Below are 13,943 nucleotides of genomic sequence, written 5' to 3' on the forward strand. Positions count from 1 at the left end.
CTATCCCGTCTTCAGCTGCGCCATTGCGAGCAGCGTATCGGCGCTGATCGACGCCGAACCGGTCAATATGGACAGTGCGGGTGACGAGGCGTTCGTCCCATTGGCGACGTCGTACATGGCGGTAAAGCGCTTGATCAGGTCCTGGACCTTGTCGGGGTCGGAGAGGTCCTTCAGGTCGATGAAATTCTCGACCATCTCGGCCTGTTTATCGACATCCATGTTGGAAACGTAGCTCGAGAGATTGAAGCTCGTGGTGAAGAACTCGAAGAGGGCGCTGTCGCCGAGGATGTCGTAGGCGCTGGAAATGTCGGGCGCCTTGCGCTCGAAATAGAGGGCAAGGCGGACGCCGGTATTGCTGTCGCCCTGATCGGATTCCAGCGTCTGTTGCAGATAGAAGTCGACGGTCTCGAGGACGTCGCCGCGTTGCTGGACGGTTCCCGTCGGCTCGTCCGACAGATTGCCGTCGCTGTCGAAATTGAAGGCGCCGACGAGTTCGGCGTAGCGGTAATCGTCGAGGCCGTTGACGTAGCTGTTTTCGTCGTCGAGGTCCGACGCAAACATCTTCTTGAGCTCGTCGTCGCTGACCTCGTCGGGGTCAAGCCCCTTGGCCTTCAGCGCGAAAGAGACGAGGCGGTCGTCGGCAAGGAATTCGCTCGATGTCTTGATGGTCGCCATCTGCTCGCGAAAATAGCTGATCTCCGTGTCGGCGGCATCGGAGGCATCCGTCTGTTCGGTGCCGGTGAGATAGCGGATGGCGTCCTGTTTGTAATAGGTGGCGAAGTCGTCGATCACGGAAGAGGACATCGCCTGCAGGGGAACCGTGACGTCACCCTCGCTGTCGAAATTGAAGGCATCGCGGAATGCCTCGAAACGATCGTCATGCAGGCGGTTCACATAGCTCTTGTCGTCGGTCGGATCGCTTTCCAGGATCTTCCGCAACTCGGCCTTGGAGACGGTCGAGGGATCGATGCCGAAGGCGGTCAGTGCGATGGCCGAGAGTTCGGGAAGCCCGTCATTGTCCTCGTCGTCATCGCTGGCATTGGTCTTCAGGAAGTCGTCGATCGAGGCGACGCTGGCGATGCGGGTCTTGTAATTCTCGATTGCATCGTCGCTGCTGGCAGCGGCGATCACGGATTGATAGCCGGAGGTGAAGGCCGAGGTCGTCGAAGCGGTCTGGTCGGCGGTCTGGGCGCTGACGCCATCGGCGAGATTGCCGCTCTCATCGAAATTGAAGGCATCGTGCAGCGCCGAGAGGCCGATCGCGGTCGCAACCGAGGCGCTCTTCAGCGACGCGGAGATGAAATTGTCGTTGTCGGAATCGGCAAGGCCATAGGCGGTGCGGAGGTAGCTCACCAGCTTGTCGTCGCTCATCAGCTGGCTGACCGAGGTGATGCTGCCGATGACTGAGGCGAAATAGGTGGAATAGGCCTCGCCCGTCTCCGAGGAAGCGAAGGTCGAGCTGCCGACAGCATAGGCGCTGGAGACCAGCGCCGTCTGATCCTCGGATTGCGCCTCGCCATCGACCGAGCCGTCGCTGTTGAAATTGAAGGCCTTCGCCAGGTTCAGATAGACGTCGTCGCCGAGCTGGTTGACGAAGCTGTCGGGGTCATCAGGGTCGCTGGTCAGCACGTTCCTCAGAAAGCTGGTGGAGGTATATTCGGTGCTGAGGCCGAAAGCCTTGAGCGTGAAGTTGGTGAGCCTGGTGTTCGACAGGAGATCGTCGACCGAGGTGATCGAGCCGATCTTCTCCTGGAAGTAGTCGGTCTCCTCGCTGATCGCGTCGGTCTCGGCGTCGAAGGAGGCCTCGTAGGCGTCGAGCAGCGTATCCCGCTGGGTGCTGGATTGGGCGGTGGCGGTCTCGCCGGAGAATTTGAAGGCGGCGGCGAATTCGGCATATCGGCTATCGCTCAGGCTGTTGGCGAAGCTGGAGGAATCGCTGAGATCGCTCTCCAGGACTTTCTTCATGAAGGCCTTGGCATAGGTCATGTCCTCCAGACCGTAAGCCTTCATCGCATAGGAATAGAGCTTGTAGTCGTCCATGAACTCATCGACCGTGGTGACCTTGGTGATGTGCTCCTTGTAGTAGTCGGTATCGCGCGCCACCGCGCCCTGCGAGGCGACGTTTCTGAGGCTCGTGGTCAGGTTGCCGGCGATGGCGAGATAGCTGACATAGGTGGAGACCATGGGCTGCTCCTTGGCGCAGGCGCGCGGATCGGCGTTCGCGGCCAGCGGAGGGCGGCCACGTCGGGGTGCTTTGGATGTGTGGAGATCGGCGCCCGTCATGGCGCGGACAACGCGAGTCATCCCGCGCCGGTTCTTAATTAAAGAACTAGACGGTTCTGTATTTTATGTCAACGCCATGGCGCTGATATGCCTGGGATGCTACCTGGCGTCGACGCCGGCGCAGAAGATGGCGATGCAGCGGCGCAGATGCGCCAGACGCTCCTCGCGGCCCTGCCATGCCTGGGCGCGGCCTTCCGGCGGACCCATGCCGCCGAAAATCATGTCCATCAGCATGCGTGCGCCGCTTGCGCTATCCTCGAGACGGATGCGCCCTTCGGCGCGGCGCTCGTCCAGCCATGCCGAGAGCTCGCGGCGGGAGGCGAGAACGCCTTCGCGGTGCAGTATCTCGATCAGTTCAGGGAATTGCGGCGCTTCGCGGAAGACGAGCTGCAGCAGACCGGCGCGGTCGGCATCGGTCTCCTCGTCGATATCGATCATGAAGATCTGCTCGAGCGACTGGGCGATGCTGATCGCTTCTGCCTCGCGCGGCAGGTCGAGCATCATGCGGCGGTGCGCGCCGACGACGGCGGCAAAGAGCTCTTCCTTACTTTCGAACAGCTTGTAGAGCGTCTGCTTGGAAACGCCGGCTTCGGTGGCGACGACCGCCGTGGTGCTGGCCGCATAGCCGTTCCTGACAAAGATGCGGCGGGCGTTCTCGACGATATTGGCGCGCTTGTCGTCGTCGCTCGAAACCTTGGGCCTGCCGCGCTTGCGCGGTGCCTCGTCCTCATTCCCGCCGGCCGTCATCGATGCACGCAAGTCCCATTGGCGAAGCGCCGGGCGGGGCCGGCAAAACTGAAGATCGGCGACCGGCGCAGAAAATTCAGTTGCCCTCTGACCGAATCAGAATTAGAGAACTGATTAGTTCTGTAATGCGTTGTTCGACTAACTTGCCCCCTGAGGAGCGCATATGACAGCCGTTCGCAGCACCAAACCGATGTGACGCTTTCCCGCGCCGTCTGCCGTTCGAAGCAGAAAGCGCCGTTGTGTCCAATAAACCGTCTCCCGGCGAAAATGCAACCGCCGCGGAGAGCGAGACCCCACATCTCGATTTCGAGACCTTGAATGCGCTGCCGTCCCGCAGGGGCGGTCTCCAAACGCGCGGATGATCCGCTGCGACCTTCGCCATCAGGCGGCATTCCAACACGATCAGCCTCTTTGCGGTTGCCGGTGCCCGGCTGCCCGTGAGCCCTCGTGCGCGCTTTTTAGGCGCCGAATGCCGTCTTGTCCGGGGCATGTCCAGAAAATCCAAGAACAGGGATCAGATCATGAGCATCTTCGGCAGCATGAAAACCGCAGTTTCCGGCATGAACGCGCAGGCAAACCGCCTGAGCACGGTGTCCGACAATATCGCCAATGCCAATACCGTCGGCTACAAGTCGCTATCGACCTCCTTCTCCTCGCTGGTCCTGCCGTCCTCGTCGGGCAATTACAATTCCGGCGGCGTGCAGACCTCGGTGCGCCAGGCGATCTCGCAACAGGGCGATATTTCCTACACGACCTCGGCCTATGATCTGGCGATTTCAGGCGACGGCTTCTTCATCGTCGAGAGCCCCGACGGCACGCCGGTTCTGACGCGCTCCGGCGACTTCTCGGTCGACAGCAGCGGGAATCTGGTCAACAGCGCCGGTTTCACGCTGATGGGATACTCCTACGATTCCGGCGCGCCGGCCGTCGTCGTCAACGGTTTCGATGGTCTTGTTCCGGTCAATGTCTCGCAGTCAGGCCTCAGCGCCATCGCCTCGACCAGCGCCTCTTTCAGCGGCAACCTGAATTCCGCTGCCGAAGTGGTCAGCGATACCACGACGCTGCCGAGCGCCAATTCCGCCTCGGTGACCGACGATACCAAGAAGATGTCGCTGGTCGCCTATGACAGCCTCGGCGCCACGGTCCAATACGACTATTACTTCACCAAGACGGGCGTGACGACCGACGCCAACGGCGCCGTCACCGGCAGCACCTGGGAAGTGGCCGTCTATCGCAACGGCGATGCGGCGACCGGCAGCACGACGTCCTTCCCTTATTCGTCGGATGCCGTCAGCACCGCGACGCTTAGCTTCGATGCGGATGGCAAGCTCACTTCGGCAACCGATACCGACATCGTCGATCCCACCACCGGCAAGACGATCACCATGGACTATTCCGGCTTCACCCAGCTGTCGTCGGATTTCTCGGCGACCGGCTCGGCCGATGGTCAGGCGGCAAGCGCCGTCAGCTCGGTCTCGATCAGCACTGCCGGCGTCGTTTCCGTCTCCTATGCCAACGGCACCAGCAAGGCGCTCTACCAGATCCCGCTCGCGACCGTCGCCAGCCCCGACAACCTGACGCTGCTGAGCGGCAACGTCTATTCGGCGAACGGCATGTCCGGCGTCACTGTCACCGGCTTCCCGCAGTCGAACGGACTGGGCTCGATCCAGTCGGGCGCGCTTGAGAGCTCGAATGTCGATCTCGCCGGCGAGCTGACCGAGATGATCGAGGCGCAGCGCAGCTACACCGCCAATTCCAAGGTCTTCCAGACGGGCTCGGACATCATGGACGTCCTGGTCAACCTGAAGCGCTAAGGGGAGAGGCTCATGACCCTTTCCTCCGCGCTGAACAGCGTCCAGAGCATCTTCAACACCACGGCGAAGCAGAGCAGCATCGTCTCGACCAACATCGCCAATGTCGGCAATTCCGACTATGTGCGCCGCCAGGCATCGGTCACCACCTCGCTTGCCGGTGCCCAGGTCGTCACCATCAGCCGGGCGCAGGAAGATGCGCTGCTGACGCAATATCTGCAGTCGAACTCAAAGGACAGCGCCCAGCAGACGCTGCTCAGCGGCCTGGAAAGCCTGAAGTCGCTGGTCGGCGGCAACGATTACGAGACGTCGCCGAGCACCTATCTCAGTGCCTTCCAGCAGGCGCTGCAGACCTTTGCCACGTCGCCCAGCAGCTCGATCACCGCACAGTCGGCCGTGACGGCGGCGCAGGATCTGGCGAACTCGCTGAACACGGCAAGCGACGGCGTGCAGTCCGTCCGCGCCGATGCGGATGCCGAGATCGCTTCGCAGGTCGATACGCTGAACAACCTGCTGTCGCAGTTCGAGACCGCCAACAATGCGGTCAAGGCCGCGACCGCCACCGGCGCCGATACGTCTTCGGCGCTCGATGAGCGCGAGAAGCTGCTGAAGCAGATCTCCTCGATCGTCGGCGTCACCTCGGTGACCCGCAGTAACAACGACATGGCGCTCTATACGTCCGATGGCACGGTGCTGTTCGAGACGATCCCGCGCAGCGTCACCTTCTCGCCGACCTCCACCTATGTGGCGGGAACCGAGGGCAATGCTGTCTATATCGACGGCGTGGCGTTGACGGCCGGCGAGGGCTCGACCACCGACGCCAATGGCAGCCTGCAGGCACTGCTGCAGCTGCGGGACGAGGTGGCGCCGACCTTCCAGGCGCAGCTCGACGAGATCGCCAAATCGCTGGTGCAGATCTTTTCGGAAAGCGACGGCACATCGAGTGCGCCGGGGCTTTTCACCTGGACGACGTCATCGGGCGCAGCAGGCGGCACACCGTCGGCAAGCGACGATACGACCGGGATCGCCGCGACGATTTCGATCAACACCGCCGTCATCACCAGCCAGGGCGGCGATGCGATGAAGCTGCGCGACGGCAATATCAGCGGCATCACCGACCTCAATAGCTCCGCCGACGCAGGCTTCACCGACAATCTCGATAACCTCTATCAGGCGCTGTCCGCGAAGCGTGATTTCTCCTCCGACGCCGGGCTCTCCACCAGCCAGAGCCTGATGGACTATGCCAGCGCCTCGATCGGCTGGCTGGAAGAATATCGCAGCGGCGCGACCACCGCTTCAGAAAATACCTCGGCCGCGCTGTCGCGCTCCGACGAGGCCTATTCGAACGAGACGGGCGTCAATCTGGACGAGGAGCTGACGCTGCTCCTCGACATCGAACAATCCTACAAGGCGGCGACCAAGATCCTGAACGTCATCGACGAGATGCTTCAGTCGCTGCTCGACATTGCGAGCTGATCACCATGAAAGCATCCTTCGTCTCATCATCCGCCATGCAAAGCACGCTCCGGCTGACGATCAGCCAGTCGCAGACCAAACTGCTGCAGGCCTCGACGGAAGCGGCAACTGGCGTCTACAGCGATATCGGCGTGTCACTCGGGTCGGGCGCTGCCAAGTCCGTCAACCTGACCAATGCCATCAGCCTGACCGATGCGCTGACGGCGAGCAACTCGATCGTCGGGCTGCGCATGGACGCGTCGCAGACGGCGCTCTCCAGCCTCAAGGATGCCGGCGATACGCTGGTCTCGAACCTGACGGCGCTGCAGGCCGGGCAAGATTCCACCAGCGTCGCGGTCGCCCTGCAGGCGGCCAACGATACGCTGTCGCAGCTGATCTCGACGGCCAATACCTCCGTCAACGGCGAGTTCGTCTTCGCCGGGACGAATGTCGACGAGACGCCTCTGACCGACCAGTCGGCAACGGTGACGGCGGCGATCAGTTCAGCGCTCAACGACTATGCCACGAGCCTCGGCAAGCCGGTCAACGAGCTCTCCGGCGACGAGATCACCGGCTTCATCACCGGCACGATCGAGCCGATGTTCTCGGAAAGCGCCTGGACCGATCCGGCGAATGGCTGGTCGTCGGCGTCAAGCAACAGCATGACGAGCCGCATCAGCGAGAACGAGACGATCTCGTCTTCGACCAGCGCCAATTCGGAGGGAATGCGCTACCTCGCGCTCGCCTCCGTCGTCATTTCCTCGCTGTTCGGCCAGGATCTCGGCGCCGACGCCAAGAGCGCGGTGGCCTCCAAGGCGATCAGTTACGCCTCGCAGGCGACCAGCGGGATCGTCACGCAACAGAGCCAGCTCGGCCTGTCGCAGGAGCGGCTGGAGAAGGCGAACGACGCGCTCGATGCGCGCTCGACGCTCTATCAGGGCAACCTCGTCGATCTGCAGGGCGTCGATGTCTATGAGGCCTCGACCCTCGTCAATCAGCTGCAGACGCAGCTGGAGACCGCCTATACGCTGGTCTCCAAGCTGCAGCAGCTGAGCCTCGTCAACTATCTCTGAGGGGCCCCGATGAGCCTGCAGAAACCCCGAACCTCGATCCTGGATGCGGCACGCTCGATGACGTCGCGCCAGGCCTATATGACCGAACTCTCCTTCCAGCTCGCCTCTAATATCGTCGATACCATCCCCTTTATCGGCGCCAAGCGCGACGCAAAGCAGGAGCGGGCCTGGCCGCGTTCCGGCATCTTCACCGACGATGGCGTCGAGATGGCGGAGACGCCGCAGGAGATCTTCGACCTCTGCGAATTGCTGGCCGAGAACATCCAGCTCGGCCAGACCTTCGACGTCTTTCAGGTTTTCCACAAGATCGCGCGGCTCGACCGGCTGATCGACTGGAGCGGCGAGGGGCTGCAGGGCGGCGGCGGCGGTACCGAAAATAGCATCGTTCACTGATGGCGGTGCGCCTGTTATGTCCTTGTTTCAGCAAGAGATGATATCCGGCGCGTCGGCTGAAGGCCGGCCGGAGGGGTGTCTTAGCGGTGCGTCCCTCCGGCCGGTCATGGCATTATTTGAAGCCTTTCTGGCCAGGGCCGGGGCGTTGCGGCAGCGCATGGTTTCGCTTACGGCATATCGATGGCCGTCAGCCCGTTACAGTGGTCGGCGGCCTTGCTAGACCGGGTATATCCGATGCCGACGCCGCGCGCGAAACGTCCGTTCTCCGAGGAGAACTTGCAGGCCATGCTGATCCGCGTGCTCCGGCCGCTGGTGAAGCTCGCGCTGTCGTCCGGGCTCGGCTTTCCGGCTTTTTCGGCGGTGCTCAGAAGGCTCTACATCGAAGTGGCGGAAAATGACTTTGCGCTTGCCAACAAGCAGCAGACCGATAGCCGCATCTCGCTTCTGACCGGCATCCACCGCAAGGATGTCAGCCGCCTGCGCGGTGAGCCGCTCTCCGAGGCGGCGCTGCCGCCGGCCGTCTCGCAGACCGGCCGTGTCATCGCCCGCTGGCTCGCCGACCCCACCTATTGCGACGAAAACGGCAAGCCGCTGCCGCTGCCGCGCACCGCGCCCGACGATGCCCCGTCCTTCGAGCGGCTCGTCACCGAGGTGACGCGTGACGTGCACCCGCGCGCCGTGCTGGACGAATGGCTCGACCGCGGCACCGCATTAATCGACGCCGAGGGCCGGGTGACGCTCGATGTCGCCTCCGTGGTGCCGAGCGCTGCCGACGATGCCCGCCGCCACTATTTCACCCGCAACCTGCATGACCACGCGCTTGCGGCCGTCACCAACGTCCTGAGCGACAGCCCGCCGCATCTGGAGCGCGCCGTCCACTACGACCGGATTTCGCCGGAGCTTGCCGCGCGTCTCGACGGTATGGCGCGGGAAGAGACGATGGCGATGCTCCTGAAGCTCAACAAGATCGCCCACCAGCTGGTGCAGCAGGATCCGGGCGGCGACGGCCGCTGGATCACCGGCGTCTACGTGATGAACGAGACCGTCGCGCCTGATGCCCCCACCGGAGCCGGGGAGGGCAAGCCATGACGCCTCCCATGCTTTCCAGACGTCAGCTCCTGCTCGGCAGCGTCGCGCTGCAGCTTTTCGGCGCCCTGCCTGTCGACGCCCGTGGCAAGAGCGGCGGCAGCAATAGCGGCAACGGCGACCATGGCATCGGCGGCTCCGGCCTTTCCGTTCATGGCGGCGAGAACGAGGACCACGGCATCGGCGGTACGGGCATCGTCGGCACGATCCAGGGCTTCGGCTCGATCATCGTCAACGACGTCCACATCCCCTTTACCCGCAGGACGCCCGTCACGATCGACGGCAAGCGGGTTTCGACACGGGAGATGCAGATCGGCCATGTCGTGCGCGTCCTCCTCGACGGACGCCGGGCACGGCGGATCAGCATCACCAGCGAGGTGCAGGGCCGCATCGACCGGATCGGCTCCCGGAGCCTATCGATCCTGCATCAGCGGGTTGCGACCCACGGGCTCGACACGGGTTCGCTGAAGGTCGGCGATGTCGTTGCGGTCTTCGGCATCCGCAAGCCTGACGGCAAGATCGTCGCGCGGCGGATCGAGCCACGCCCGGCGGGTGCCGGACAGCATGTGCGCGGTGTCGCCGAGCCGAGAGGCGCCGGCGTTGCGATCGGCGGTCTTTCACTCGGGCCGCGCTACTTCGGGATTGTTGGCCGTCCGGCCCTGGTGCGCTTCCAGACTATAGCCGGCTTGACGGCTGTCTCGACGGTCGCCGTCGAGCCTCTTGTCCCGGGGCTGAAACGCGGCATCGTCAATGTCGAGACCTATGGCCGGCAGGGCAGCAGTTCGCTCGTGCTCGGGATCGGCCGTTTCCCGCCGCGCGGGCCGATGCGCTTCGGTCCCGGTGGCCATGCCTTTGCCGATATCGCCGTGCGTGACGGCGGGCGGCTGATGGATCCCCGCAACGGCATGCGGACCGATTTCGGTCCTTCCGGAGGTCCGGGTCCGAATGGTCAACCCGGTGGTCCGCCGCCTGACGGGCGCCCCTTCGACGGTTCGCAGTTCAATGGCCCTGGTTTCGGACCTGGACCCGGTAGCGGCCCACCGCCTGGTGGTCCTCCTCCGGGTGGCCCCCCGCCGGGCAGTGTCGGTCATCCCCCCGGCGGTTTTGGCGGACCCGGTGGCTTCGGCGGGCCGGGCGGTCCGCCGTCAGGCCCCCCTGGACCAGCGCCTGATTGAGGCGCTTGCGGAAGCGCCTGCTAATTGACATATGGGAAAAATTCCCATTTATTAGGGATGCGATTCTGAAATGCTTGCTTTGCCGCGGCAGCAGTCGCCGGCCGTCCACCTGCGCAACCCCAAGCTGGTAGACGGCCGCCCCGTTTTTTCATGCGTTTGTTTCAATCAACCGTTGACGGATGCGATTGCCGATGGCCGATCGAGAAATGATCCAGGCGTATGCCATGCGTTTGCTGGCAATGGGTAACCCCAAGCGACTGGAAATCCTGGCGATCCTCAACGAAGAAGAGATGAGTGTCTGCGATCTGGCGGAACAGCTCGGCATGGGCCAGTCGTCGCTGTCGCAGCATCTGGCCCGGTTGCGGCAGGCCGATCTGGTCACCACACGCCGCGAGGGGCAGCTGATCTTCTACCGCTCGGCCCGTCCCTGCCTTCTGGAATTGCTCAAGAATTTGTCCCGGCAGTTTTCCGCCCCGCGCACAGCGCCGGCCGTTCGACGATAGGATCCATCATGCTGAGATTAGACGAGCAGCTTTACGGACAATATGACGAGATCCCGCCCTCCGTTGTCACCACCTGGGAGAACCGCGAGGCGATCCTGCAGATGATGCAGGACGCGGCGGGTCTCAGCCAGCGGCTGCAGCGGCTCTGGGAACGCAGCGGCTCCGTCGGCCGCCTCTCACAGGATCATACCGATGAGATGGCGTTGCTGCTCGCCCGGCTCGGCGATCTCGGCAGCGCCCTGCAGCGGCTGGATTGATTGCAGCGATGCCCCGTATAGGGCATCGCTGACACGGGATCACCCGATCTTACGGCACCTTGTTGCCGGCAGCGCGGAACAGGCGGTACCATTCTTCTCGGGTCAGATCGACATCCGAACCTGCAACGCTTTCGCGAACGCGCGCGGCCTTGGTGGTGCCGAGGACGACCTGGATATTGGCCGGATGACGGGTGATCCAGGCGACCGCGATACCGGTCGGCGTCACGCCGTATTTGGCGGCCAGTTCGTCGAGCACGTCGTTGAGCTCGGCAAAGTCCTTGCGGTCGCCTATGAAGACGCCGTCGAAGAAGCCCTTCTGGAAGGGCGACCATGCCTGCAGCATCATGCCGTTGAGGCGGGAATAATCGAGAAGGCCGACATCGCGCGAGATCGACTGGTCGAGACCGGCCATGTTGGCGGCGACGCCCTGGGCGATCAGATTGGCATGGGTGATGCTGAGCTGGACCTGGTTGAACAGCAGCGGCTGCGTCACCGCGGTCTTCAGGAGCTCGATCTGGCCCGGCGTATGGTTGGAAACACCGAAATGCTTCACCTTGCCGGCCTTGTGCAGCGTCTCGAAGGCGTCGGCCACTTCTTCAGGCTCGACCAGCGTATCCGGGCGGTGGAGCAGCAGCACGTCGAGATAGTCGGTCTTCAGCGCGGCAAGCGAGCCGTCGACCGACTGCAGGATATGTTCGCGCGAAAAGTCGAACCAGCCGCGGCGGATGCCGACCTTGCTCTGGATGCTGATCCGCGAACGATCGGCCGCCGACAGTTTCACGGCCTCGCCGAATCGCTTCTCGCAGCGGTGGCGCTCGCCGCCGTAGATATCGGCGTGGTCGATGACGGTCACACCAGCTTCGACCGCGGCATCGAACAGCCCGCGGATTTCCGCATCGGTCATCTCGGCGATGCGCATCAGGCCGAGGATGACGCTGGAAACGCTGAGCGACGTGTTCTTGACAGTATAGGTTTTCATGAAATCTGGACCTCGTTGAGCATAGAGGGAACGACCGCAATCTATCGCGGCCAAAAACGAAAACTCTCCTCCGTCAGGACTGCCTCCCACAAGCGCCCTGACAAACGGCCGCTCCTGAAGCGCGCCCGCGACGTAGATAGCACCTCTGGCGGCGCGATCGAATCTTTTTATCGGGATGTCGAAGGGGAGGTCGCCGCGATCGCCAAGGCTGATCGGAGAATTCGACGCCACCACAAGCACTTGAAGAACTGCTCCCGCCATATTGACCTGCGGTAGCAGCAGACATTAAGACCATACTAACCATGGCGGCATGGGATCGACGAAGTGGCCCGCTTCTGAACACATTGCTGTGTCAGAGGCACTTTTGAAACTGGATGACTCCATGACAGAAAAGCCGATTGCGCCGATCCTTGCCTGCTTGATGCTCCTGCTGCCGCTGGCAGCGTGTTCGCATACCGAGCCGCTGGAAACAGTGGCGGTCACGTCTTCCGTGCCGAAGCAGGCTCCGATGACGGATCAGTCGGTTATCGCCGATGCTGTCGGCAATGCGCCGGTCGGTGCGAGTACCCTGGCTTGGGCCAATCCTTCGACGGGCAGTGCCGGTGTTATCGAAAAGATCGACGCTGCAGGCGACGGCCCGGATGGATGCCGGCGGTTCGTGACGAGCAGCCAAAGCCTGGAAGGCACGACCCGATTCGATGGCGTTGCCTGCCCGGCCGATGGTTCCTGGAAGGTGACCGGGGCGCCGGGATTGCACTGATCCCCGACGCCACCGCTCCGGCGCTGTTTACGCTTTCCCCGCCACTTCATACCGTCCACGGCTGAGGCTCACCAGACTTGCCACGGCAGCGCAGGCGCTGGCTGTGAGGATTGCCGTTTCGAGCGCAATCGATATCGGCAGCAGCGTGAAGATGATCGACATCGAAATCCCGCCCAAGGTCTGACCGAGTAGCCGTGCCGTGCCCTGCATGGCGCCAGCCGCGCCGCTCCGGGCCTTTGGTGCCGACAACAGCAGGATCCGGTTGTTCGGGGTCTGAAACAATCCGAAGCCGAAGCCGGAAATCACAGTGCCCGTGAGGAACGCGATGGCATGCGGGTCCGATGGCGCAAAGCCGATGATCAGAAGACCGAGCGCTAGAAGAGCCCCGCCTGTGGCGCAGAGCCAGGCCGTCTTGACGCGGTTGGCGAGGCGGCCGGAAACCGGCGCAATGATGGCGGTCGCGATCGGCCAGGGCATCATGTAGAGGCCGGCGAGAACTGGGGTCATCCGATAGCTGTGCTGCAGGTAGAAGGGCAGGGCGATGTAGCTCAGCATCTGTCCGCTGAAGCAGCAGACCGAGGCGATGACCGCAACTCGGAAAGCCGGTTCCGCCAGAAGATCGGTCGGGATGATCGGCGTGCGGCTTCCGCGTTCGAGACGCAGCAGGGCGGCAAGGCAGGCGAGTGCGGCGGCGATCAGGGCAATGCCGGCAACCGGCGCGGTGGCGATCCGTTCGGTGCCGCAGAAGAACAGGATAAACATCAGTGTGTTCAGGAGCAGCGCCCTGGTGTTCAGCGGGCGATCGGCGCGCTCCATCTTCCCAAGCAACCGCCCACCGATCAGAACGATAGCGCCGAGCGGCAGGTTGACGGCAAAGAGCCACGGCCATTGCGTCACGGAGAGGATCGCACCGGCAATGCCGGGGCCGGCAGCCGCCGAGATGGCGATAACCATGGCGTTGACGCCGATGATCGGCCCAAGCGATCGTTCGGGCACGACAGCGCGCAGGTTCATCATCGCAAGCGCCATGATCGCGCCGCCGCCGAGCCCCTGCGCGAAACGGGCAACGACCAGAACGGGCAGATTGCCGGCAAGGGCGCAGGCCGCCGAGGCTGTGGTAAACAGCGCGACACCGGCGAGGAAGACCCGCCGGGCGCCGTAGATTTCTCCGAGCGCCCCGCAGGGCAGAATGGCGACAAGCACGGCCAGCTGATAGGCCGAAACGACCCAGACGGTGCTGCCGGCATCGGCCTTCATCGACAGCGCGATCGACGGCAGGGCGACATTAGCGATTGCGCCGTCGAGGACGACGAGAACGATGGTCGACAGGATCAGCGCGACGGCAATCCGGCTGCGCGCCGACTTCAGGCCGGGCTCATCGACGACGGGCATTGTTGAGGCGAGGGACATCAGGACACTCC

13 protein-coding genes are annotated in these 13,943 nt (G+C 63.2%); 9 read left to right on the forward strand and 4 right to left on the reverse strand.

The annotated features are described in order from the left end of the window. Positions 1-2,184, reverse strand: a complete 2,184-nt coding sequence (locus ABIE40_RS23020) for a DUF1217 domain-containing protein (protein ID WP_199628388.1) — start codon at positions 2,182-2,184, stop codon at positions 1-3. A 198-nt stretch (positions 2,185-2,382) separates the two neighbouring features. Next, positions 2,383-3,030: a TetR/AcrR family transcriptional regulator gene (locus ABIE40_RS23025; protein ID WP_112711343.1), complete on the reverse strand. Its 648-nt coding sequence runs from the start codon at positions 3,028-3,030 to the stop codon at positions 2,383-2,385. A 521-nt stretch (positions 3,031-3,551) separates the two neighbouring features. On the opposite strand from ABIE40_RS23025, the gene ABIE40_RS23030 reads away from it, so the two are divergent. The 8 genes from ABIE40_RS23030 (at position 3,552) to ABIE40_RS23065 (ending at position 10,783) form a co-directional block, all read left to right on the forward strand. Next, complete coding sequence (locus ABIE40_RS23030; RefSeq protein WP_199628349.1) at positions 3,552-4,844, forward strand: flagellar hook protein FlgE; 1,293 nt, start codon at positions 3,552-3,554, stop codon at positions 4,842-4,844. Positions 4,845-4,856: 12 nt separating this feature from the next. Beyond that, positions 4,857-6,317 (forward strand): flagellar hook-associated protein FlgK, encoded by a 1,461-nt coding sequence (gene flgK, locus ABIE40_RS23035; protein WP_199628348.1) that lies wholly within the window; start codon positions 4,857-4,859, stop codon positions 6,315-6,317. A gap of 5 nt (positions 6,318-6,322) precedes the next feature. After that, entirely contained in the window at positions 6,323-7,369 is a 1,047-nt protein-coding gene (locus ABIE40_RS23040) for a flagellar hook-associated family protein (RefSeq protein ID WP_199628347.1), read from the forward strand. Positions 7,370-7,378: 9 nt separating this feature from the next. Next, positions 7,379-7,762, forward strand: a complete 384-nt coding sequence (locus ABIE40_RS23045) for a hypothetical protein (RefSeq protein ID WP_199628346.1) — start codon at positions 7,379-7,381, stop codon at positions 7,760-7,762. 234 nt (positions 7,763-7,996) lie between these two features. Next, entirely contained in the window at positions 7,997-8,851 is an 855-nt protein-coding gene (locus ABIE40_RS23050) for a DUF6502 family protein (RefSeq protein ID WP_199628345.1), read from the forward strand. Further along, complete coding sequence (locus tag ABIE40_RS23055; RefSeq protein WP_199628344.1) at positions 8,848-10,023, forward strand: DUF5666 domain-containing protein; 1,176 nt, start codon at positions 8,848-8,850, stop codon at positions 10,021-10,023. The genes ABIE40_RS23050 and ABIE40_RS23055 overlap by 4 nt, the downstream gene beginning before the upstream one ends. Before the next feature lie 191 nt (positions 10,024-10,214). Next, positions 10,215-10,526, forward strand: a complete 312-nt coding sequence (locus ABIE40_RS23060; RefSeq protein ID WP_246777612.1) for an ArsR/SmtB family transcription factor — start codon at positions 10,215-10,217, stop codon at positions 10,524-10,526. A gap of 8 nt (positions 10,527-10,534) precedes the next feature. Continuing rightward, on the forward strand, positions 10,535-10,783 hold the full coding sequence (locus tag ABIE40_RS23065; protein ID WP_199628343.1) for a hypothetical protein: 249 nt from the start codon (positions 10,535-10,537) through the stop codon (positions 10,781-10,783). 49 nt (positions 10,784-10,832) lie between these two features. Here the strand turns inward: ABIE40_RS23065 and ABIE40_RS23070 are convergent, their stop codons facing one another. Further along, positions 10,833-11,762: an aldo/keto reductase gene (locus ABIE40_RS23070; protein WP_112711279.1), complete on the reverse strand. Its 930-nt coding sequence runs from the start codon at positions 11,760-11,762 to the stop codon at positions 10,833-10,835. Between the two features lie 382 nt (positions 11,763-12,144). Here ABIE40_RS23070 and ABIE40_RS23075 point away from each other — a divergent pair, with 382 nt between their 5' ends. Next, the gene (locus tag ABIE40_RS23075) at positions 12,145-12,522 is read left to right on the forward strand and encodes an RT0821/Lpp0805 family surface protein (protein ID WP_199628342.1); all 378 of its coding nucleotides are present in this window, start codon (positions 12,145-12,147) and stop codon (positions 12,520-12,522) included. Between the two features lie 27 nt (positions 12,523-12,549). Here the strand turns inward: ABIE40_RS23075 and ABIE40_RS23080 are convergent, their stop codons facing one another. Then, positions 12,550-13,857: an MFS transporter gene (locus tag ABIE40_RS23080; protein WP_354541151.1), complete on the reverse strand. Its 1,308-nt coding sequence runs from the start codon at positions 13,855-13,857 to the stop codon at positions 12,550-12,552. Between the last annotated feature and the right edge of the window lie 86 nt (positions 13,858-13,943).

The sequence above is a fragment of the Rhizobium sp. OAE497 genome (assembly GCF_040546565.1).
Taxonomy (GTDB): domain Bacteria; phylum Pseudomonadota; class Alphaproteobacteria; order Rhizobiales; family Rhizobiaceae; genus Rhizobium.